The sequence below is a fragment of the Rahnella laticis genome, assembly GCF_015644585.1.
Lineage (GTDB): Bacteria > Pseudomonadota > Gammaproteobacteria > Enterobacterales > Enterobacteriaceae > Rahnella > Rahnella laticis.
This window is the reverse complement of record NZ_JADOBI010000004.1, coordinates 314,612-337,236: the sequence shown is the minus strand read 5'-3', so window position 1 is coordinate 337,236 and position 22,625 is coordinate 314,612. Positions and strand designations below refer to the sequence as shown.

Sequence of the window (22,625 nt, the reverse complement as noted above, 5' to 3'; positions counted from 1 at the left end):
GAGAGTAAAAATGAAAGTTGCATTAGGTCAGTTTGCCGTTTCCCGCGAATGGGAAGCCAACGTTGAAACCTGCCTTTCGCTGATGGCGAAATCTCTTGAAGCAGGCGTGGATTTACTGGTGCTGCCGGAAGGTATTCTGGCGCGCGACATTACCGATCCGGATCTGGTTCTGAAAGCCGCACAACCGCTGGATGGTCCTTTTGTCAGTCAGCTGGTGGCCGCCAGCCGCGGCAATCAGATGACGACCATGATGAGCGTTCATACGCCTGCACCCGATGGTCGCGCGTGGAACGTACTGATTTCTATCAGAAATGGTGAAATCATTTCAGAATACCGTAAGCTGCATCTTTACGATGCGTTCTCCTCGCAGGAATCCAAAAACGTCACGCCGGGCAGCGATGTACCGCCGCTGGTGGAGGTTGCCGGTTTTAAAGTCGGCCTGATGACCTGCTATGACGTGCGTTTCCCGGAGCTGGCGCGTCGTCTGGTACTGGATGGCGCGGACGTGCTGGTCTTGCCGGCTGCGTGGGTCAAAGGTCCGCTGAAAGAAATGCATTGGGAAGTGCTGGTCACGGCCCGTGCGCTGGAAAATACCACGTATATGGTCGCCGTCGGCGAATGTGGCGAACGTAATATCGGTAACAGTATGGTGGTCGATCCGCTGGGCGTGGCGATTGCACGCGCGGCTGAAGCCCCTGCACTGGTTTTTGCTGAGCTGGACAAAGATCGTCTGGCGCATGCCCGCAAAGTATTGCCTGTGCTGGCAAACCGCCGCTTCGGTTTGCCGCAACTGCGCAATGACTGAACCTGACCGCAGCCGGTCCTCAACGGCTGCACCGTCCGGTGAATAAAGCAGTACCGAGCGCCTCACCAGGGAACTCGTTTTTCATAAGACTTAAACAAGATCTGAGCCAGGGAAGGTTTTCATTATAAATACACAACATTCATAAACTCACAGACCGACTTTTTACACAGAGGAATAAGAGAATGATGGCAAAAAAATTACGTCAGGCTGCTGCACTGACCGCTGCATTACTTTCCGTAACGTCCATGAATGCCTTTGCTGCTGAAACGGTGGCGATCCCGGCTCAGACGATGGATCCGGCAATTCACGCCAAATTACCTGCGGATATTCAAAAATCCGGTGTGATGACCTCTGTGAACAACGGCTCGTTTCCTCCGTACGAAATCGTGACCGGGGCGAATGGCCTGGACGGTGCGAGTGCGGATCTGGCGCATGCGCTGGCAGAAGTGCTGGGTGTGAAAATTGAGCATGCTTCCGTAAGCGGTTTATCCGGCATCCTCAGCGGAATGGCGGCAGGGCGTTATCAGATGGGTATCGGCCCGATTGGTGATTACCCGGATCGTCAGGCGAAAAATGATTTTATTGATTTTGTGAAAGAGTACGTCGTGTTCGGCGTGCGCAAAGGCAACCCGGAAAACATCAATTCTCTGGATGATGCCTGCGGTAAACGCATCGCCGTCATGGCGGGTGGTTCTGCCGAACAGGTGATCCGCAAGCAGTCTGAAGTGTGCGTGAAAGACGGTAAACCGGCGGTTACCGTACAATCGTTCTCTGACCAGCCTACCTCGATTCTGGCTGTGCGTTCTAACCGTTCGGACGCGTTCTTCTCTTCTCAGGCACCGCTGACCTATTTTGTTGAAAAAGCGAATGGCCAGCTGGAACTCACCGGCACCGGCAAATCCAACGGTTTTGGCGATATTTTCCAGGGAACGGTGGTCGCGAAGGATTCTCCTGTGCGTGACGCTATTCTGGCGGGATATCAGAAACTGTTCGATAACGGGACCTATGCCATCATCATGAAAAAATGGGGTCTGGAAGGCAACATGATCCAGGCGCCGGGGATCAATCTGGCAAAGGCACAACCTAAATGACTGATAAAACGTATAGTTCAAAGCCGGCAGTCAAGGACGACTATACGCAGGATCCACGACGTAACGTTGAGTTCTCCCATGCGCCACGTAACATTGGCCGCTGGATTGCGTGGATTGTCGTGCTGCTGATTGCCGCCGATGTGATTTGGGCCGTTTCGCATAATCCGAATTTCGAATGGCATGTGGTCGCGCAGTGGTTCACGGAAGCGACGATCATCAAAGGCCTGGGCGTTACGCTCGGCCTTACCGTGGTGTCCATGTTGATCGGGGTGTTCATCGGCCTGATGCTGGCGATCGCCCGTTTGTCTGACAGCCTGTTGCTGCGCAAACTGGCCGGTTTATACATCTGGTTTTTCCGTGGTACACCGCTGCTGGTGCAGCTTTTATTCTGGTACAACATGTCGACGTTGTTCCCACGCGTGGTGATCGGCATCCCGTTTGGGCCGGAATACATGAGCTGGAATACCAATGATCTGATCACCCCGCTGACGGCGGCGATTGCCGGTCTGGCGTTGAATGAAGCGGCGTATATGGCGGAAATCATTCGTGCCGGTTTGCTGTCGGTTGATAACGGACAGGCCGAAACGGCGCAGGCCTTCGGGATGAGCCGTGGCCGTGCGCTGCGCCGGATTATCATTCCACAGGCGATGCGTTCGATCATTCCGCCAACGGGTAACCAGCTGATCAGTATGATCAAAGCGACATCGCTGGTCAGCGTGATCGCGATGGGCGATTTACTGTACTCGGTGCAAACCATTTACAACCGCACCTTTGAAGTGGTGCCGATGCTGATGGTGGCGGTGGTCTGGTACCTGCTGATCACCTCAGTGCTGAACCTCGGCCAGTCGGCGATTGAACGTTATTATTCCCGTGGGACACGCCGCACGGTGGCGAGCGCCAAGCGTCGTCAGGAAAATGCGGAAGAAAAAGCGGTTCCTGTTATGAATCCACCGGGCCTGGCCCGCAAGGAGGACTTATGAGTCAACTTTCTGCCGACGCTCAGTCATCCGAAACGGCATCTCTGGTTGTTGCCCGTAATGTACATAAAAGCTATGGCGATAACGAAGTGCTGAAAGGCATTGATCTGGATGTCAAACCCAGCGAGGTGGTGGTGATTTTGGGGCCTTCCGGGTCCGGAAAATCCACGTTCCTGCGTTGTATTAACCATCTGGAAGATATCGATCGTGGCTCAATCATGGTGGGCGGCGAGCAAATTGGTTACGAGCTGCGTGGCGACAGGTTGCATAAATTGTCCGAACGGGCGATTGCGCGCCAGCGCCGTGATATCGGGATGGTGTTCCAGCAATTTAACCTGTATCCGCACATGACCGTTTTGCAAAATATCATTGAAGCGCCGGTCGGTGTGCATAAGGAAAGCCGCCATGAGGCCGAAAAATATGCCCGTGAGTTGTTGCAGAAAGTCGGGCTGAGCGACAAAGCGGATGCTTATCCGCGTCATCTTTCTGGTGGTCAGCAGCAGCGTGTGGCGATTGCCCGCGCGCTGGCGGTGAAGCCGAAACTGATGTTGTTTGATGAGCCGACGTCGGCGCTCGACCCTGAACTGGTGGGGGAAGTGCTGGCGACGATGCGTGATCTGGCGCAGCAGGGGCTGACCATGATTGTGGTCACGCATGAGATTGGGTTTGCGAAAGAAGCGGCTGACCGGGTGGTCTTTATGGATCGCGGTTATGTTGTCGAGCAGGGCGCGGCGGATGAAGTGCTGGTCAATCCGCAGCATCCGCGTACGCAGGCGTTTCTCAGCCGTTTTATCTGACGCTTAAAGCAGGAAAACCAGACGGGCTGAAACCGGGAACCGGGCAAGTTTAACTTGCCGTTTCCACCCGGTTCCGCCCGTTTTTTTTGGCTTCATACAATGCGTGGTCAGCGGCATTCAGCCAGTGTGTCGCGGTTTCCTGAACGTCATCACATTCAGCAATACCCGCGCTGATGTGGATCCTCAGGTCAGGATGTTGCGGAAACAGGCTGTTATCGAGCCGGCTTTGCAAACGTTCTATCGCGCGCCGGGCCTGTAGCTGCGTGCTGTGCGGCAAAATAGCGGCGAACTCATCACCACCAAACCGGCCGATAATATCGGCGGCGCGCATTGTGTGCTGTAGTTCCTGCGCCAGCAGAATAATGGCCTGATCGCCGACGCTATGCCCGTAATTGTCGTTAATGGCCTTGAAGTGATCGATGTCGATCAGCACCAGCGTGGTTTTATGCCGGTAACGGCGGAAGCTTTCCAGCTCGGTGTTAAGCAGCGATTCCCAGTGGCGACGGTTGTACAGCCCGGTCAGCCCGTCGCGCACGCTGATTTGCATGATGGCCTGTTTATGTTCGGCCAGTTTTCGCGATGTGCGGTAGGTGACGTTGCCGAGAAAAATCGGGTAAATCATGATCATTGGCAGGCAGAGATAAAGCTGGAACGGTGTGGTTTCGGGCATGAAGGGGATATCGGCGACAAGCAGCAGCGCAATGGCAACCGTGATTTGCGCGATAACGCACCGGAAGAATAACCGCTGGCCGCCTGCGGAGATATTATTCATGCCCATCATGGCAAAAATGGTGGCGGAGGGCAGGGCGTTGAAGCCCATCATCGCAATCCAGATGCCGCCAAAAATCGCGTCGGCCTTCAGGTTGTTGATTTCACTGTTAAACGGGGTTGCCGAACGTTTTGCTTTCCAGTAGGCAATGTGCGGCCAGATGAATCCGTTTAAAAACAGCAACAGCCAGAGCCAGACGGGCGTTGTGTGCTCAATCATCACCGAGCCGACACAAAAACTGCCCGTTCCCAGCCCGACGATGCGGGGCAAATAAGTCCTTTTGGCAAAACGTATTCCGGAATGATGAGTATCGTTAACCAGAGTCGTATGAAGCTTTTTCGGCATCGGTTCTCATTACAGGGTCAGTTAACCCGGGCTAATAATCTGGTCGAAATTAAATTTGAAGGTGTTTTACAGATTTTAAAAACTGAAAGACTTTATGAGCGTGCTATTCAAGCTCATAATAGCTTACTCTGGTCACAATGCGCACAGTTCTGGATCCGTTCTGTTACATTTTCGGGTTGTATTAACGTCGCGAATGGCCGTTAATAACGGCAAATTGTCACTGCTGTATTCCAGCACTCAGTGTAAAGAAGGTATGTATGGAAGGTCTAAGTATTACTAAATTGTTGGTGGTCGGCGTGCTGATCGTTCTGTTGTTCGGTACCAGCAAACTGCGTTCTCTGGGCGGTGACCTCGGTGCTGCACTGCGTGGCTTCAAGAAAGCCATGAATGATGATCCGGCACCTGCTGAAAAAACCACTGCCGAAGAAAAACCAGCCGAACGTGTAGAACACAAAGACTGAGTTTTTACGAAATTTTCTCCGGTTACACATTTCGGGCATTAAAAAAGGTTGTTCTTGCGAACAACCTTTTTTGCATTTTGGGCATCAAGAAGTAACGAGATATTACTTCACTTCTAACCCTTTGGCTTGCAGATCGGCGTGATAAGACGAACGCACGAACGGACCACAGGCGGCGTGCGTGAAGCCCATTTCCATCGCCGCTTCTTTCATCTGGTCAAACTCTTCCGGGCTGACGTAACGCTGCACCGGCAGGTGGTGACGGCTGGGTTGCAGATACTGACCCAGCGTCAGCATGGTGACGCCGTGGCGGCGCAGGTCACGCATCACTTCGATGATTTCTTCGTTTGTCTCACCCAGACCGACCATCAGGCCTGATTTGGTTGGGATTTCCGGATGCGCTTCTTTGAAACGTTGCAGCAGTGTCAGTGACCATTCGTAGTTAGCGCCCGGACGAACCTGACGGTAAACACGCGGCACGTTTTCCAGGTTGTGGTTAAACACATCCGGCGGACTGGCGTTGAGAATATCCAGCGCGCGATCCATACGGCCACGGAAATCGGGTACCAGTGTCTCGATTTTGATGGTCGGATTTTTAGCGCGGATCGCCGTGATACAGTCGGCAAAGTGCTGCGCGCCGCCGTCACGTAAATCATCACGGTCAACCGAGGTGATGACGACGTAACGCAATCCCATATCCGCGATGGTTTGTGCCAGTTTTTCCGGCTCATTGGTATCCGGCGCGGTCGGACGACCGTGTGCCACGTCGCAGAACGGGCAGCGGCGGGTACAGATTGCGCCGAGGATCATGAAGGTCGCGGTGCCGTGGTTGAAGCACTCTGAAAGGTTCGGGCATGCGGCTTCTTCACAAACGGAGTGAAGGCCATTCTTGCGCAGTGCGGATTTAATGCCCTGAATTTTCGTTGAGTCCGCAGGCAACTTGATTTTCATCCATGCCGGCTTACGTAACATTTCCTGCCGGTCACTGACCACGGTTTTCACCGGGATTAACGCCATCTTATCTGCATCGCGGTATTTAACGCCGCGTTCCATCTGAATCGGTTTACTCATAATCTTGCAGCTTCCAGGTTCGTCTCTCGTAACTCGAGTTTTTTCAGGACATTCAATGAACTGGCTGATTCATCAAAAAAAGTAGAAATAATGCGGAAATTATATCATTGAAGCATCACCGGATTCAGCCCTTACACATAGCCTGAAGTGCTAAATGCTGCATTTATTTAACCTGAAGAAGACTTTTTTCTTTAAAAATCATTCTTATTTAACACTTAATTTTTTGATAAATATGATCTTTTAAGTGCGTCTCTTGTTATCTTCTTCCGGTGTTAATGGTGTGTAAATATTTTCGTCTATACCGAAAATTCAGCCGGAAGACGTCAGCGGTTCATCTTGTGAGAAAGCCAGTTTGATCGCATCAATAATCATGCTCAGCGTTTTGTCGCTTTTTGCCGTTTTGTTGTAATACATGATGATATCAAATGACACCGCTGGAATATCCGATTGGAGGATATCGACCGGAAAACTCTTTTGCAGCAGTTCGACCATTTTTCTCGGCAATATGCCCAGCAAATCCGTGTTGGCAACCATCGAGAGAGTATTGATCGCGTTATAGCTGGTAAACACAATAGGGCGGTCGGGCAGGGAGCCGCTGATTTCAAACTGTATACGTTTGAGATCGCTGGCGTTTGTCACCACGGTGGTCTGCGGCATGGCCAGCGCCTGTTCGAGCGTAATGGTTTTATCCAGCGTCGGATGATTCTTTCTGCACACAAATACCGCGGTATCTGACATCAGCCGGATACCTTTCAGCGACTTGTTAAACAGCGGGCTGGTATCAATCACTAAATCAGCACGATGCTGGATCAGCGTATCTTCCGGATCGCTGAGGGGCAGATGTTTCAGCGTGTAGTTGCTGTTGATTTTCATCAGCTCTTTGAGGATCAGCGGAAACGTTTGTAGTGCAACAAACGGGTAGCAGCTGATGGTCAGTACACGGGATTTGTCGTTATCGTGCGTGAAGTCCAGACCGGTGAGAATCGAGCTCAATCCCTGACTGATGTGCTGATGCAAATTAATGGCGTACGCCGTCGGGCTGATACCTTGTCCGTTGCGGATAAACAGCGGATCGGGAAAGGTATTGCGTAATTTCTGAATGGACTGGCTGACTGACGACGGCGTCAGGTTCAGCGCTTTGGCGGCGTGAACAATGCCTTTATGCAGATATACCGCTTCGAAAACGGTGAGCAAATTGAGATCAAGGTTACGAAGCTTATTCAGGCTGGCACTAATATCTTTATCATCCATAAATATTTCCCGGCAGTGTGAAGGACTGTCCCGGTTATGAGCCGGGAAGTGTGCTTATCCGTAAGCGATAAAATGCTAAAAAGTTCAGCGGGTGATAGTAAACCAGAATGCGAAGTAAAACTGCTAAAACGTTGATAAGTCTGATGGTAAAGCACAGAAATCAGAGCGGAGAAGTCGCGTACTGCTCAATTTGCCAGGGCAGATAATCCACTTGCTGATAATCAAGACGGTGATTGAAGGATTTCACCAGAACCGGCATAACCTGATCAACGGTCAGCCCCGGCTTTTCCTGGCTGGCTTGTGTCATTTCCAGACCTGCATATCCGCACGGGTTAATCCGGTGAAACGGCTCGAGATCCATATCAATATTCAATGCCAGTCCGTGCAATGAACAACCTTTTCGAATGCGCAGGCCGAGGGAGCAAATCTTTTTGCCATCAACATAAACACCGGGCGCATCGGCACGCGGGTAAGCATCGATAGAAAAGTGCGCCAGCGTATCCACGACGGTTTGTTCGATAGCCGTGACTAACTGACGGACGCCCAGTTTTTTCCGCTTCAAATCGACCATCACATACATCACCTGCTGGCCCGGTCCGTGATACGTGACCTGACCGCCGCGATCGCTTTGGATCACCGGAATATCGCCGGGCATTAAAACGTGCTCTGCCTTTCCTGCCTGACCCTGAGTAAAGACGCGCGGATGCTGAACCAGCCAGATTTCGTCCAGCGAGTCGGCGTTCCGGTGCTCAGTGAAATGGTGCATGGCCAGAGAGACAGGCTCATACGGCTGAAGGCCAAGCTGGCGCAGTACGATACGTTCTTGCGGATTATGTGATTGCACGGCAGTTATCGTCAGTAGGAGGAGGGAAAACGCGCGACAGAATTTCTCTCGCGCGGGTCGGTCAGAAAGGGCTTACAGCACCATGCGGACAATTTCGATATTACCCAGTTCAGAATACAGGGTTTCGACCTGATCGATGTGGGTGGCGGTGATCGTAATTGAAACGGAGTGGTAATTCCCTTTACTGCTCGGTTTTACCTGAGGATTGTAGTCGCCAGGCGCATGGCGTTGCACGACTTCCACAACCTGGTCCACCAGCTCGGGTTGTGCCAGGCCCATTACTTTGTAGGTAAAGGAGCAAGGGAATTCGAGCAGTTCGTTCAGTTTGGTTTTCATGTGCACTCCAGCGTGTTGTACAGCGTATTAAGTTTTATCTCTGAAAGTATAACTCCCGCCGAAGCGGGAGCCATAATCTATACCGATTATATGGGGATTGTTGCAAACTTTTTCAAGCGGGCAACTTAGCCAAACCAGTGGTGGAACATCAGCTTGATATAATCGACGATGCGGCCAAAGAAACCGCCTTCTTTCACTTCGTTCATCACGACCAGCGGACGTTCATCAATGGTTTTACCATCAAGCTGGAAATTGATTGAACCCACGACCTGATTTTTCTGCAATGGCGCGTGCAGTTCAGGTGTGTTCAGCACATAGCTGGCTTTCAAATCTTTCATGCGGCCGCGCGGGATGGTCAGATAAGCATCTTTCTCAACGCCCAGCGCAACGCGATCGGTATCACCAAACCAGACTGGCTCAGAGGCAAATTCTTTACCTGCTTTCAGCGGAGAAACGGTTTCGAAGAAACGGAAGCCCCAGGTCAGCAGTTTTTTGCTTTCAACTTCACGGCCTTTATAAGTATGGCCGCCCATGACAGCAGAAATCAGACGCATCTGGCCTTCTGTTGCGGATGCCACCAGGTTATAACCCGCGGAATCGGTATGGCCGGTTTTGATGCCGTCAACGTTCAGGCTGTTATCCCACAGCAAACCGTTACGGTTCATCTGGCGGATGTTGTTGAACGTGAACTCTTTTTCTTTATAGGTTGCGTACTCTTCCGGTACATCGCGGATCAGTGCCTGACCAATCAACGCCATGTCGCGAGCAGAACTGTACTGACCGGCGGCATCCAGACCATGAACGGTACCGAAATGGGTGTTTTTCAGGCCCAGCGCGTTCACGTAGTTGTTCATGATAGCAACGAAAGCATCCTGACTTCCTGCGACGTGATCGGCCATTGCCACACAGGCATCGTTGCCTGATTGCAGAATAATGCCGCGGTTGAGTTCAGAAACCGGCACGCGATCGCCGGGTTTGAGGAACATCAGGGAAGAACCTTTGAACACCGGGTTACCGGTTGCCCATGCGTCCGGGCCCACGGTGACGATATCGGTCGGAGAGATTTTGCCGGCTTTGATGGACTGACCGATAACATAGCTGGTCATCATTTTGGTCAGGCTGGCGGGATCACGACGCGCATCGGCATTCATTTCTGCCAGAACTTTGCCGGAGTTGTAGTCGATCAGGACGTAGGCTTCTGCATCAATTTGCGGAACGCCAGGGATCATTGTTTTTAAATTAACATCGTCGGCATAGGCGGACGCTGCACTGAAAGTGATTACGGTGCCAAATGCGAGGCTTTTGACTAAACGTGAAGTGTTTACAAGTTTCATGATCGGGACAACAACATCCGTGGAGGTAAGTGATAAACGTGCGCCACTATAGCAGAAGAGTCATAAGTCAGACATCTTCGATTACCGGCGCTTACTGACTTTTACTTATAAGAAAAGGGACTTATAAGTCCGGGGCCTGAGCCCCGGAGGGGTATTACATGCTGGCAGTGACAAAAGACTGCTGCTGGGCTTCGCTGGCGAGCCGCTGTTGCAGCTGTACCGCCTGCTGGCGCGTGCTGAAAGGCCCAAGCTGAACGCGGTAAGTGCTGCCATTGGCCTGCACTTTGCCCGGAACGTTGAAGCGCTGGCTCAGGCTTTTCTGCCATAACTGCGCGTTCTGAGGATTACTCAGCGCGCCGACCTGTACCATATAACCAGAGCTCGGAATGGAAGTAGTATGCGCGGGTGCGGCGGCAACAGGCGCGGAAGAAGCCGCGATAACTGGCGCCGCGCTGGCTGTTACCACCGGCGCGACAGGTTCGCTGCCTTCAAGAACGCCCGAGCGCAATGGCGTTGGCGCACTCAGAAAACCGCCGCCGCCGCTGTTGCCGGACATTGTGGTGGCCGCAGGCACATTTGCGTTGCTGCTGTCTTCGTCATTGGTCAGCGGTGCTGCGTTCGGATTGCTCAGCGTACTGTTGCTGATCGGACGCACGTCAGACGTGTTGACCGGTTCTGAGGACAGTGTCGGCGTACCCATGCTGCTGGCACCCAGGCTCGGGCGTGATGGCAGGGCATAGGATTGCTTGGCTACGGTGGTACCGATGGTGCCCGGGCCTGACATCGTTCCGTCCGGTGCAACGTTAATGAAATCAACGCGGACTTTGGTGCTGTTAGTCAGGTTCAGACGATCTGCAGCAGCCTGAGACAAATCAATGATTTTGCCCGGAACATACGGGCCGCGGTCATTTACACGCACCACCAGCATACGTCCGGTTGCCATATTGGTAACGCGCACATAGCTTGGAATTGGCAGGGTAGGATGCGCCGCCGTCATGGCTGTCGGGTCGAATTCTTCGCCAATCGCCGTGGTATTGCCGCCATTTTCCTGACCGTACCAGGCTGCCTGACCGACTTGTGAGAAGTTTGACGGATCTTTGACGATTTTATAGGTTTTACCGTTGACGGTATAATCCTGCATCGTGCCTTGATTATAAGGTTCGTAACGCGGATCAGCCCCGCCGATTTCCACCACAGGGCCATTGTAGGCTTGTTGCGGTGCCGGTTGTTGTTGCCGAGTTTCATCAGTGGCGCAGCCACTTAACAGCAAACCGATAATGACAGCTCCAAGCCACTCCTTACGCATTGCTCACCTCTATAAATTTTTTGACAACATTTTTCGATGAGTATGTATCGACATGACGATACCAAACCCTGCCATTAGCACGATGAGTGCCGACCCGCCATAGCTGACCAGAGGCAAAGGTACCCCAACTACCGGGACAATACCACTGACCATACCGATGTTAACAAACACATAAACGAACAGAATCAACATCAAACCACCGGACATTACGCGCCCAAATGTGGTCTGCGCATTGGCCGCGATCACCAGTCCGCGCATGATAAGGCACAGGTAAAGCCCGAGCAAAACCAGCACGCCGATGAGGCCCAGTTCTTCGGCCAGTACGGCAAAGATAAAGTCGGTATGACGCTCTGGCAAGAATTCCAGCTGTGACTGCGTTCCGTGCAGCCAGCCTTTGCCTGAGAGGCCGCCTGAGCCAATTGCAATTTTCGACTGAATAATATGATAGCCCGCCCCGAGCGGATCGCTTTCCGGATCAAGCAGCATCATGACGCGGTCTCGCTGATAATCGTGCATCAGAAAGAACCACAATATCGGAATAAAGGCGGCGACCAGAATGGCGGCGACGGCAATCAGTTTCCAGCTCATGCCAGACAGGAACAGAACAAACAGGCCTGATGCGGCAATCAGAATTGACGTCCCGAGATCTGGCTGCGCAGCAACCAGCAGGGTAGGGATGAAAATCAGCGCCAGTGCAATGGCGGTATTTTTCAACGATGGCGGGCAAACGTCGCGGTTGATAAAGCGGGCGACCATCAGCGGAACGGCTATTTTCGCCAGCTCTGACGGCTGGAATTTGATAATCCCTAAATCCAGCCAGCGTTGCGCGCCTTTACTGATACTGCCAAACGCATCGACCAGCACCAGCAGGAAAACGCAGAATATATAGAGATAAGGCGCCCAGCTTTCATAAACGCGCGGGGGAATTTGCGCCATCACCAGCATAATCACCAGACCCATCAGGATCTGGCCGATTTTACGTTCCATCATGCCCATGTCCTGACCGCTGGCGCTCCACATCACGAACGCACTGTACGTCAGCAGCGCAAGTATGATCAGCAACATGGTCAGGTCGATGTGCATTTTCGACCACAATGATCTTTTTTGTTGGTTCTCAGTCATTGCCGGTTAATCACCTTCAGTTCCCGGTGGCGCGGGTGCGTCAGCCGGCAGTTGTGTCGTGTTATCGCCCAGTAAAATATGGTCGAGTATCTGCCGCGAAATTGTCCCTACCGCCGGGCCTGCACCACCGTTTTCCAGCACTACAGCAACGGCGACGGTCGGTTTGTCATACGGCGCGAAAGAGGTCATCAGTTTGTGGTCACGCAGATGCTCAGCAATCTTATGCGCATTATAGATTTCATTGGCTTTCAAACCGTAAACTTGTGCTGTCCCGGATTTTGCGGCCGCTTTGTAAGGCGCGTCGGCGAAATATTTACGGGCCGTACCGTTCGGACGGTTGGCAACGCCATACATCCCGTCTTTCGCAATTTCCCAATAACCGGAATGGATATCGCCAATCTGTGTGGTTTCCTGCTGCTGATACGGCACCTGTTTGCCATCCACTTTCGTGCTCAGCAACAGGTGCGGCGTTTTGACATTGCCGTCATTAATCAGCGTGGTCATGGCTTTCATGATTTGCACCGGCGTTGCGGTCCAGTAACCCTGACCGATGCCGACAGGAATAGTGTCACCCTGATACCACGGTTTTTTAAAGCGTTTAAATTTCCAGTCGCGGTTTGGCATATTGCCGCTGCGCTCTTCGGATAAGTCGATACCGCTGTACTGACCATAGCCGAATTTCCCCATCCATTCAGAAAGACGGTCAATCCCCATGTCGTACGCAACCTGATAGAAGAAGGTATCCGCGGATTCCTCAAGGGCTTTGGTCACATTCAGGCGGCCATGACCCCAGTGTTTCCAGTCACGATAGCGCTTGTCTGAGCCGGGTAACTGCCACCAGCCGGGGTCAAACAAAGAGGTATTTTTGTTGATCACGCCGGTCGTCAGCGCCGACACGGAAATATACGGTTTCACCGTTGACGCCGGCGGGTAAACGCCTTGCGTGGTACGGTTGATCAGCGGTTTGTTCGGATCGTTTAACAACGAACTGTAGTCTTTGCTGGAAATCCCGTCGACGAACAGATTCGGATCATAGCTTGGGTTAGACACCAGCGCGCGGATTGCGCCGTCACGCGGATCAGTCACCACCACGGCGGCGCGGCTGCCGGTCAGCAGGACTTCAATATATTGCTGAAGCGGCAGGTCGATGGTCAGATAAATATCTTTCCCGGCCTGAGGCGGCTCCTCATGCAACTGGCGGATCACGCGACCACGGTTGTTAACTTCCACTTCTTCATAGCCGGTTTTGCCATGAAGCGTGTCTTCGTAAAAACGTTCGATGCCGAGTTTGCCGATATCATGCGTGGCGGCGTAGTTTGCCAGAATGCCGTCTTTATCCAGACGCTCAACGTCACGATCGTTAATTTTCGAGACGTAGCCGATAACGTGCGTGAGGGCTGAGCCGTACGGGTAATAGCGGCGCTGATAGCCTTTGACTTCAACGCCGGGGAAATGGAACTGGTTCACGGAGAAACGCGCGACCTGAACTTCAGTCAGTGCCGTTTTCACCGCTATAGACGTAAAGCGTCGCGAACGCTGGCGCTCTTTTTTGAAGTTCTCGATATCGTCCGGGGTTAAATCGACGATAGGTTTCAGCCCTTCGAGCGTGGCCTGAAGATCATCGACTTTTTCGGGCACAAGTTCGAGCTGATAAATAGTGCGGTTTAACGCCAGCGGGGTTCCGTTGCGGTCATAGATAATGCCGCGGCTTGGCGCAATCGGCACCAGCTTGATCCGGTTATCATTGGAACGGGTCTGATAATCCTGAAAACGGACAATCTGCAGGTTATACAAATTGAAAGCCAGGATACCACTAAGTAGCAGAATGCCGATGAACGCCACCAGTGCACGGCGCACAAAGAGGGCTGATTCAGCCGTATAGTCGCGAAAAGGGTTACGATCTATTTTCATCCCACTACTTAATTCATGTTGCTGACATTCACCACCCGTTATTCGCGGTGGTATGGATGATTAGTGGTAATACTCCAGGCGCGGTAAAGGCTTTCCGCGACCAGAACCCGAACCAGCGGGTGAGGAAGAGTCAACGGAGAGAGCGACCAGCTCTGTTCCGCTGCGGCTTTACAGGCCGGTGCCAGCCCTTCCGGGCCGCCGATTAACAGGCTGACATTTCGTCCGTCCTGTTTCCAGCGTTCCAGTTGTTGCGCCAGTTGCGGGGTTTCCCACGGTGTGCCCGGAATGTCCAGGGTCACAATGCGATTACCTTTACCGACAGCAGCCAGCATCTGTTCGCCTTCTTTTTCAAGAATGCGTTTGATATCAGCGTTCTTACCGCGTTTCCCTGCCGGAACTTCAGTCAGTTCAAACGGCATATCTTTCGGAAAACGGTGCAGGTAATCGTTAAAACCGGTTTGTACCCAGTCAGGCATTTTTGTGCCGACGGCGACAAGTTGCAGTTTCACGCATTAACCCCAGAGTTTCTCGAGCTCATAAAGCTGACGGCTTTCTTCCTGCATGACGTGAACGATGACTTCGCCCAGATCGACAACAACCCAGTCGGCTTCGTTGATGCCTTTCACGCCCATTGCGTCCATACCGGCCGCTTTCACTTCTTCAACCAGATGTCCAGCGATAGCCACTACATGGCGGCTGGATGTACCGGTACAAATAATCATGCAATCAGTAATACTGGATTTACCTTTAACATCAATGGCAATGATGTCTTGTGCTTTCAGGTCGTCGACTTTATCGACAACAAAATCTTGGAGCGCTTTACCTTGCAAAGGTTCCCCCTGGGGATGTTTGAAACAATTGACCTCACAAGACAGCCGACGGTGAATCACCGAAGTAAAAGCCCGTCTCATGATGGATACACATAGCGGTCATCAGGAAAACAACTGAAAACGTCTAACAATCAATACATTGTATTGGTTAATCACGCAGCGTTATCGAGAGCCGAAATTAAGCGGCGCAGTATACCACGCGTTAGCTACTCGCGGTACAAGCCCTGTGATTCTATATAGCGCTCAACGGCAGATGGCAGCAAATCTGAGCAATCAAGCCCCGCATGGCGTCGTTCGCGGATTTCCGTCGCTGAAATATCCAGCAGTGGTGTATTGGCCTGATAAATGAATCCGGCGGGTTTCTGTTTGAGTTTCTCCGCATCGGCCACCCGGTGTGCGTCGTACCAGCGCTGGAGCGCCGGCGTATCGAGCTGTTCCTGATATCCCGGACGCGCCATCACCACCAGATGACAAAAATCGAGCAGCGATCCCCAGCGGTGCCACTTGTGCAAGGTCAGCAATGAATCCTGGCCAATGATAAACGCCAGCGGGCAATCATCGCCATGTTCTTTACGTAACGTTGCAAGTGTCTCAATGGTGTAGGACGGCGTATCGACATTCAGCTCACGTGAGTCCACGGAAAATAACGGATTACCTGCAACGGCCAGCTCAACCATGTGCAGACGCTGTTGCGAGCTGGCTTCCGGTTGCGGGCGATGAGGCGGCACGTTGTTTGGCAACAAAATGACCTGATCAAATCCGGCCTGTCCGGCCAGGCTGGTCACCGGTTTCAGGTGCCCGAAATGAATCGGATCGAAGGTTCCGCCGAAAAAAGCCAGTAATGGTGGCGGGCGTGAGAAAGAATGTGAAGTGGTGAGTGACATACCGGTGTCCTGCTTCAATACGAACCCGAACCTACATAATCAACCGGCAGGGGTTTTCCACACAATAACATGGAGAGGCTTTCCAGTTCTGACCAGACAGACTGACCATAATCCTGTTTCAGGGTGATTTCCATTTGAGTCAGTAAACGGACAGCCTGCGTCAGATGTTCGAGTGATAAACGTTGTAACGCCTGCGTCACCAGCGTCCGGCGGTTTTGCCAGACCTTTTGCTGATCAAAGAGCGTGCGCAATGGCGTTGAATCCATTTTACGCTTCAGGTTAAGCAGCATCAGAAGTTCGCGTTGCACGGTTCGCAGCAAAATAACCGGTTCGCTGTCTTCCTGCTGTAGCTGACGCAAGATGTGCCAGGCACGTTTGCTTTTACCTGCCAGCAGTGCGTCGAGCCAGTGATAGGGCGTAAAGTGCGCGGCGTCGTTGACGGCCGTTTCAACGCGTGGCAGCGTGAGTTTTCCGTCAGGATAAAGCAGGGAAAGCCGCTCGAGGGACTGAGCTAACGCCAGCAGATTGCCTTCATAGCAATAACATAAAAGCTGGTTTGCCGGTTCATCCAGTTCAAGCGATAACGCCTGAGCGCGGCGTGTGACCCAGCGGGGAAGCTGCGCCTGTTCCGGCGTCTGACAGCTGACAAACACGCCTTTATCACTCAGCGCTTTAAACCATGCGCTGTTTTCCTGCGCTTTGGTCAGTTTGGTTCCGCGCAGCAACAGTAAGATGTCGTCATGCAAAAGGGTAGTCAGCTTGAGTAATTGTTCTGCCATCGGCGCAGTCGGGCCATTATCAGGCAGGATCAGCATCAGGGTCTGGCGGCTGGCAAACAGGCTCAGCGCCTGACAGATACTGAAAATTGACTCCCATTCGGTGTGGGTGTCGAGGGCAAAAGTGTAGTGTTCCTGAAAATCAGAAAGCTGAGCCGCTTTACGGATGCTGTCCTGACTTTCCTGCAAAAGCAGAGGATCGTTTCCACATAACAGATAACAGGCGCGCAGCCCCTCACGGAGCTGCGCGGCAAGTTGTTCCGGGTAAATTCGGATCATTTTGCGGAAGTGCTGGCCGGAGCCGGGGTCGATACTTCAGAGGTATCATACGACGTGCTGGCAGATGAACGGGTAGAAATCACTTCTACCTCGCCATTCACTTCATCCGCTTTACGCAGTTCTGACGCATGAACCGTCAGTAACTTACGGATCAACTGCTGAGCCGCCTGCTGACGCATCTCCCCGATAATAATGTCCTGCTCGTTATCTTTTGCCAGCGCCGTTAACGGGTTGTCAAAGAAGGAGCGGAATACTTTTACATGGATCGGATAGAGGTCTTTACCCGGCATCAGAACCGTTGCGCTGACATTCATTTCCATCTGGTACTCAGCCGTTTTACCGTCCTGGAAGATTGACGCGGTACTTTGCCCGACGACTTCACCACCGATGCGCAGCGACGGAATATTCTTACGCTGTTCTTTGGTTGGATCATCAACAATGGTCACGTTACTCAGACGTAACTGAGTTCGTATGTTACGCATCAACGGACCGTACGGGTCACTACTGTCCAGAACGATGGTTCTCAGCTCGTCCGGAACGTTGGTTTTTCCACGTAAGTGAAAACCACAGCCTGCTGTTACCAGCACTGCCGCGGTCAGCAGCAGCGTCATTATAGGATGTCGCACAGATCCTCCTTGACTCAACCTACAACCAGGTTAAGCAGTTTGCCCGGGACGTAGATTACTTTGCGGACCGTAACCCCATCCAGATATTTTGCGACCAAATGTTCTTCTGCCGCACGCTCGCGCACTTGTTGCTCGGTAGCATCAGCGGCTACGGTGATTTTAGCACGTACTTTACCATTCACCTGCACAACGACCAGTTTGGAATCTTCCACCATGGCCTGCTCATCAGCCTGTGGCCACGGCGCGATATCCACATCACCTTCACCGTTCAGCGCCTGCCAGAGGCTGAAGCAAACGTGCGGGGTGAACGGATAAAGCATGCGGACAACGGCCAGCAGAGCTTCCTGCAGCAGTGCGCGATCCTGTTCAGTTTCCTGAGGTGCGCGGCCCAGCTTGTTCATCAGCTCCATCACCGCTGCGATTGCGGTGTTGAAGGTCTGACGACGGCCAATATCGTCGGTGACTTTGGCGATAGTTTTATGCAGGTCGCGACGCAGATCTTTTTGCGCTTCGTTCAGGGAAGCCGCATCAAGGGCAACGGTCGGGCCTTTTTCTGAATGTTCGTAAGCCAGTTTCCAGACACGTTTCAGGAAGCGGTTCGCCCCTTCAACGCCAGATTCCTGCCATTCCAGCGTCATTTCTGCCGGAGAAGCGAACATCATGAACAGACGTACGGTATCCGCGCCGTATTTATCAACCATGACCTGCGGGTCGATGCCGTTGTTTTTAGACTTGGACATCTTGCTCATGCCGGCATAAACCAGCTCGCGGCCCTGCGGGTCAGTCGCTTTGGTGATACGGCCTTTTTCGTCGCGCTCAACGGTAGCATCGGCCGGAGAAACCCAGACGCGCTCGCCGCCGTTGCCGGTGTAGTAGAACGCATCCGCCAGAACCATGCCCTGACACAGCAGGCGTTTAGCCGGTTCGTCAGAATCGACCAGGCCCGCATCGCGCATCAGTTTGTGGAAGAAGCGGAAATACATCAGGTGCATGATGGCGTGCTCGATACCACCAACATACTGATCAACCGGCAGCCAGTAGTTTGCCGCAGCCGGATCCAGCATGCCTTCGTCATACTGCGGGCAGGTGTAACGCGCGTAGTACCAGGATGATTCCATGAAGGTATCGAAAGTGTCGGTTTCACGCAGACCCGGCATACCGTTCACTGTAGTTTTCGCCCACTCAGGATCGGCTTTAATCGGGCTGGTGATGCCGTCCATGACGACGTCTTCCGGCAGGATAACCGGCAACTGATCTTCTGGTGTCGGGATAACAGTACCGTCTTCCAGTGTGATCATCGGGATTGGCGCACCCCAGTAACGCTGACGGGAAACACCCCAGTCGCGCAGACGATAGTTCACTTTACGCTGGCCCACGCCCTGAGCGACCAGTTTATCGGCAATCGCATTGAAGCCATTTTCGTGATTCAGACCGTCGAATTCGCCGGAATTGAACAGAGTGCCTTTTTCGGTCATGGCTTCTGCGTTGACGTCCGGCTGGCTGCCATCCAGATTCAAAATAACGGGCTTAATCTGCAGGTTATATTTGGTGGCAAATTCCCAGTCGCGCTGGTCGTGGCCCGGAACGGCCATTACTGCGCCTGTGCCGTATTCCATCAGGACAAAGTTGGCGACCCAAACCGGCAATTTTTCACCTGACAGCGGATGAACCGCATACAGGCCCGTTGCCATGCCTTTTTTCTCCATGGTTGCCATTTCTGCTTCGGCAACTTTGGTATTGCGGCATTCGTCGATGAAATCGTTCAGGGCTGGATTATTGATAGCGCCCTGTTGTGCCAGCGGGTGACCGGCGGCAACAGCCACATAGGTTGCGCCCATGAAAGTATCAGGACGGGTCGTGTAAACCGTGACTTTTTCGTCGCTGTCTGCCACGTCGAAAGTGATTTCCACACCTTCGGAACGGCCAATCCAGTTACGTTGCATGGTTTTAACCTGCTCAGGCCAGCTTTCCAGCGTGTCCAGATCGTTGAGCAGCTGATCGGCGTAATCGGTGATTTTGATAAACCACTGTGGAATTTCTTTACGCTCAACCTTGGTGTCACAACGCCAGCAGCAACCGTCGATAACCTGTTCGTTCGCTAAAACGGTCAGGTCATGCGGGCACCAGTTGACGGCGGAAGTCTTCTTGTAAACCAGGCCTTTCTCATAAAGCTTGGTGAAGAACCACTGTTCCCAACGGTAGTAATCAGGTTTGCAGGTCGCGATTTCGCGATCCCAGTCATAGCCGAAGCCCAGCAGTTTCAGCTGGTTCTTCATGTATTCGATGTTTTCGTAAGTCCACGGCGCCGGTGCTGTGTTGTTTTTCACCGCGGCACCTTCGGCTGGCAGGCCGAATGCATCCCAGCCGATAGGCTGCAGAACATTTTTACCGAGCATGCGCTGGTAACGGGAAATCACGTCACCAATGGTGTAGTTGCGCACGTGTCCCATGTGGAGACGACCTGACGGATAAGGCAACATGGAGAGACAGTAATATTTCTCCTTACCAGGCTGTTCGGTAACTTTGAAGGTTTGCTTCTCTTGCCAGTGAAGCTGAACGTGTGACTCAATGTCTTCTGGACGGTATTGCTCTTGCATGGCGGCCGGTGGTCCTGTGAGTGAAAACAGCTACGCCTGTAGCTCAAAAAGTTTTAATCAAAAGATCCGCATAGCATAGCCGATAAGCGGAGGGTGCAACAACACCCGCTGAAGGGCTAACGGGGATTTCTGCCTTCTTCTGACGCATTATTCATAATCTGCGAGCCAGCCCGGGATAATCTGCGCAACGTATCAGGGATTTACGTCTAAAATAAAGACAATACGCTCCCGCCGGGCAAACGGTCATGTCAGTTCAAGGAGAGGAAGTTATGAGCAATATTACGCAATCTTACCGCCAGTTAGTGTCTTCGCTGACCGAGCGGTTAAAAAATGGCGAACGTGATATCAGCGCACTGGTGCAGGATGCCCGTGTCCGTCTGCAACATGAAGGCAAGTTGTCAGAAATTCAGATTGAACAGTTAACCTCCGCCGTCAGGCGCGACCTGCATGAGTTCGCGCGCAGTTACGGCGAAAGTCAGCGCGCGGTGGCGGAAGATGACGGAACCGACAGCGTATTTTTACGTGTGATTAAAGAAAGTCTGTGGAAAGAACTGGCTGACCTGACGGACAAAACGCAGCTGGAATGGAAAGAAGTGTTTAAAGACGTCAGCCATCATGGCATTTATCACAGCGGGGAAGTGGTGGGGCTGGGAAATCTGGTTTGTGAAAATTGTCATTTCCATCTGGCGGTATACACGCCGGAAATTCTGAGCCGCTGTCCAAAATGCGGAAATACCGAATTTAGCCGTCGTCCGTTTGAACCGTGATGTTTGATTGCCTGCTTCCGGAGCAGACCGGAAGCAGGCAATTCACGTTTTAGTGCAGGATTTTCGCCAGGAAATCGCGGGCACGATCAGATTCCGGATTATTGAAGAAGTCGTCTTTATTACGGTCTTCCACAATTTTACCTTCATCCATGAAAATCACGCGGTTCGCCACTTTACGGGCAAAGCCCATTTCGTGGGTGACCACCATCATTGTCATGCCTTCGTTTGCCAGCTCAACCATTACGTCCAGCACTTCGTTGATCATTTCCGGATCAAGCGCTGAAGTCGGTTCGTCAAACAGCATGGCGATAGGATCCATACATAATGCGCGGGCGATAGCGACACGCTGCTGCTGTCCGCCGGAAAGCTGGCCGGGGAATTTGTTGGCGTGAGCGGATAAGCCCACACGTTCCAGCAGTTTCAGGCCTTTTTCTTTCGAGGCTGCTTTATCGCGTTTCAGCACTTTTACCTGAGCAAGCGTCAGGTTGTCGATGATCGACAAATGCGGGAACAGCTCAAAATGCTGGAACACCATGCCGACTTTTGCGCGCAGCTGAGCCAGATTGGTTTTTTTGTCATTGACCGGTGTGCCGTTAACCAGGATCTCGCCTTTCTGAATCGGCTCCAGTCCGTTAACGGTTTTGATTAGCGTCGATTTACCCGACCCGGAAGGCCCGCAAACAACCACAACTTCACCTTTTTTAACTTCGGTGCTGCACTCGGTCAGCACCTGAAAGTGCCCGTACCATTTAGAAACATTCTTCAGTGAAATCATGAAACGGTCCTTTTCTTCAAATAACGCACCAGCAAGGAAGCGGAAAGGCTGATAACAAAGTAAATAAGTCCTGCAAACAGCACCATCTCTACCAGCGTACCGTCACGGTCGCCGATATTGGATGCGCTGCGGAAGAAGTCGGCGAGGCCCAGAACATACACCAGCGAGGTATCCTGGAATAAAACAATCGCCTGGGTCAGTAACAACGGCACCATCGCGCGGAAGGCCTGCGGCAAAATCACCAGTTGCATGGACTGCCATTGGGTCATGCCCAGCGCCAGCGCGGCAGAAGATTGCCCGCGGGCAATACTGATAATCCCGGCGCGAATGATTTCGGAATAGTAGGCCGCTTCAAACAAGGCGAACGCAACCATCGCTGAAATCAGGCGGATATCCGTCTTAGGGGATAAACCGAGCACTTTTTGCAGGAAGCCGGGCACAATCAGATAGAACCACAACAACACCATGACCAGCGGCACGGCGCGGAACAGGTTGACATAAGCCGAGGCAAACCAGCTGACCGGTTTGAAAGACGATAAACGCATGACCGCCAGCAGCGTACCCCAGAGGATACCGACAACAATCGACAGCGACGTAATTTTCAGGGTGATAACCATGCCCTGCCACAAATACGGCAGGCCGGGGCCGATAGAACTCCAGTCAAATTCATGCAT

General features: G+C 52.5%; 23 protein-coding genes. 6 read left to right on the top strand and 17 right to left on the bottom strand.

Annotated features, from left to right (window positions below):
- Positions 1-10: 10 nt before the first annotated feature.
- The 4 genes from IV433_RS11065 (at position 11) to IV433_RS11050 (ending at position 3,670) form a co-directional block, all read left to right on the top strand.
- Positions 11-805, top strand: a complete 795-nt coding sequence (locus tag IV433_RS11065; RefSeq protein WP_195814222.1) for a deaminated glutathione amidase — start codon at positions 11-13, stop codon at positions 803-805.
- Positions 806-987: 182 nt separating this feature from the next.
- Positions 988-1,896 carry an ABC transporter substrate-binding protein gene (locus IV433_RS11060; RefSeq protein WP_195814221.1) on the top strand — a complete coding sequence of 303 codons (909 nt, stop codon included), beginning with the start codon at positions 988-990 and terminating at the stop codon, positions 1,894-1,896.
- Positions 1,893-2,876 carry an amino acid ABC transporter permease gene (locus tag IV433_RS11055; RefSeq protein WP_195814220.1) on the top strand — a complete coding sequence of 328 codons (984 nt, stop codon included), beginning with the start codon at positions 1,893-1,895 and terminating at the stop codon, positions 2,874-2,876. The genes IV433_RS11060 and IV433_RS11055 overlap by 4 nt, the downstream gene beginning before the upstream one ends.
- Entirely contained in the window at positions 2,873-3,670 is a 798-nt protein-coding gene (locus IV433_RS11050; protein ID WP_152326429.1) for an amino acid ABC transporter ATP-binding protein, read from the top strand. The genes IV433_RS11055 and IV433_RS11050 overlap by 4 nt, the downstream gene beginning before the upstream one ends.
- Before the next feature lie 49 nt (positions 3,671-3,719).
- Here the strand turns inward: IV433_RS11050 and IV433_RS11045 are convergent, their stop codons facing one another.
- Positions 3,720-4,784 carry a diguanylate cyclase gene (locus tag IV433_RS11045; protein ID WP_195814219.1) on the bottom strand — a complete coding sequence of 355 codons (1,065 nt, stop codon included), beginning with the start codon at positions 4,782-4,784 and terminating at the stop codon, positions 3,720-3,722.
- A 257-nt stretch (positions 4,785-5,041) separates the two neighbouring features.
- On the opposite strand from IV433_RS11045, the gene tatE reads away from it, so the two are divergent.
- The gene (gene tatE / locus IV433_RS11040) at positions 5,042-5,245 is read left to right on the top strand and encodes a twin-arginine translocase subunit TatE (RefSeq protein WP_095921144.1); all 204 of its coding nucleotides are present in this window, start codon (positions 5,042-5,044) and stop codon (positions 5,243-5,245) included.
- Positions 5,246-5,347: 102 nt separating this feature from the next.
- Here tatE and lipA read toward each other — a convergent pair whose 3' ends face one another.
- The 14 genes from lipA to leuS form a co-directional block, all read right to left on the bottom strand.
- On the bottom strand, positions 5,348-6,313 hold the full coding sequence (gene lipA / locus IV433_RS11035; protein WP_152326431.1) for a lipoyl synthase: 966 nt from the start codon (positions 6,311-6,313) through the stop codon (positions 5,348-5,350).
- Positions 6,314-6,622: 309 nt separating this feature from the next.
- On the bottom strand, positions 6,623-7,564 hold the full coding sequence (locus IV433_RS11030; protein WP_195814218.1) for a YbeF family transcriptional regulator: 942 nt from the start codon (positions 7,562-7,564) through the stop codon (positions 6,623-6,625).
- Between the two features lie 160 nt (positions 7,565-7,724).
- A complete protein-coding gene (gene lipB / locus IV433_RS11025) occupies positions 7,725-8,408 on the bottom strand; it encodes a lipoyl(octanoyl) transferase LipB (protein ID WP_165059414.1) in 684 nt (227 codons plus the stop codon).
- A 72-nt stretch (positions 8,409-8,480) separates the two neighbouring features.
- A complete protein-coding gene (ybeD, locus tag IV433_RS11020) occupies positions 8,481-8,744 on the bottom strand; it encodes a DUF493 family protein YbeD (protein ID WP_101075657.1) in 264 nt (87 codons plus the stop codon).
- A gap of 125 nt (positions 8,745-8,869) precedes the next feature.
- The gene (gene dacA / locus IV433_RS11015; protein ID WP_101075658.1) at positions 8,870-10,078 is read right to left on the bottom strand and encodes a D-alanyl-D-alanine carboxypeptidase DacA; all 1,209 of its coding nucleotides are present in this window, start codon (positions 10,076-10,078) and stop codon (positions 8,870-8,872) included.
- 154 nt (positions 10,079-10,232) lie between these two features.
- Positions 10,233-11,384, bottom strand: coding sequence for an endolytic peptidoglycan transglycosylase RlpA (gene rlpA / locus IV433_RS11010; RefSeq protein ID WP_195814217.1), 1,152 nt, complete (start codon positions 11,382-11,384; stop codon positions 10,233-10,235).
- Positions 11,385-11,393: 9 nt separating this feature from the next.
- Positions 11,394-12,506: a peptidoglycan glycosyltransferase MrdB gene (gene mrdB / locus IV433_RS11005; protein WP_112287630.1), complete on the bottom strand. Its 1,113-nt coding sequence runs from the start codon at positions 12,504-12,506 to the stop codon at positions 11,394-11,396.
- Between the two features lie 6 nt (positions 12,507-12,512).
- Positions 12,513-14,417, bottom strand: coding sequence for a peptidoglycan DD-transpeptidase MrdA (mrdA, locus tag IV433_RS11000; RefSeq protein WP_152326435.1), 1,905 nt, complete (start codon positions 14,415-14,417; stop codon positions 12,513-12,515).
- A gap of 38 nt (positions 14,418-14,455) precedes the next feature.
- Positions 14,456-14,926: a 23S rRNA (pseudouridine(1915)-N(3))-methyltransferase RlmH gene (gene rlmH / locus IV433_RS10995; protein WP_013576495.1), complete on the bottom strand. Its 471-nt coding sequence runs from the start codon at positions 14,924-14,926 to the stop codon at positions 14,456-14,458.
- 3 nt (positions 14,927-14,929) lie between these two features.
- Positions 14,930-15,247: a ribosome silencing factor gene (gene rsfS / locus IV433_RS10990; RefSeq protein WP_152326436.1), complete on the bottom strand. Its 318-nt coding sequence runs from the start codon at positions 15,245-15,247 to the stop codon at positions 14,930-14,932.
- Positions 15,248-15,453: 206 nt separating this feature from the next.
- Entirely contained in the window at positions 15,454-16,131 is a 678-nt protein-coding gene (nadD, locus tag IV433_RS10985) for a nicotinate-nucleotide adenylyltransferase (RefSeq protein ID WP_195814216.1), read from the bottom strand.
- A 14-nt stretch (positions 16,132-16,145) separates the two neighbouring features.
- Positions 16,146-17,186 (bottom strand): DNA polymerase III subunit delta, encoded by a 1,041-nt coding sequence (gene holA, locus IV433_RS10980; RefSeq protein WP_195814215.1) that lies wholly within the window; start codon positions 17,184-17,186, stop codon positions 16,146-16,148.
- Positions 17,183-17,812: an LPS assembly lipoprotein LptE gene (lptE, locus tag IV433_RS10975; protein ID WP_195814214.1), complete on the bottom strand. Its 630-nt coding sequence runs from the start codon at positions 17,810-17,812 to the stop codon at positions 17,183-17,185. The genes holA and lptE overlap by 4 nt, the downstream gene beginning before the upstream one ends.
- 14 nt (positions 17,813-17,826) lie before the next feature.
- Positions 17,827-20,409, bottom strand: coding sequence for a leucine--tRNA ligase (gene leuS / locus IV433_RS10970; RefSeq protein ID WP_195814213.1), 2,583 nt, complete (start codon positions 20,407-20,409; stop codon positions 17,827-17,829).
- Between the two features lie 269 nt (positions 20,410-20,678).
- Between leuS and IV433_RS10965 the strand changes: the two genes are divergently transcribed.
- Complete coding sequence (locus IV433_RS10965; protein WP_195814212.1) at positions 20,679-21,176, top strand: zinc ribbon-containing protein; 498 nt, start codon at positions 20,679-20,681, stop codon at positions 21,174-21,176.
- 49 nt (positions 21,177-21,225) lie between these two features.
- Here the strand turns inward: IV433_RS10965 and IV433_RS10960 are convergent, their stop codons facing one another.
- Entirely contained in the window at positions 21,226-21,951 is a 726-nt protein-coding gene (locus IV433_RS10960) for an amino acid ABC transporter ATP-binding protein (RefSeq protein ID WP_195814211.1), read from the bottom strand.
- The gene (gene gltK / locus IV433_RS10955; RefSeq protein ID WP_195814210.1) at positions 21,948-22,625 is read right to left on the bottom strand and encodes a glutamate/aspartate ABC transporter permease GltK; all 678 of its coding nucleotides are present in this window, start codon (positions 22,623-22,625) and stop codon (positions 21,948-21,950) included. Before gltK ends, IV433_RS10960 begins: the two co-directional genes overlap by 4 nt.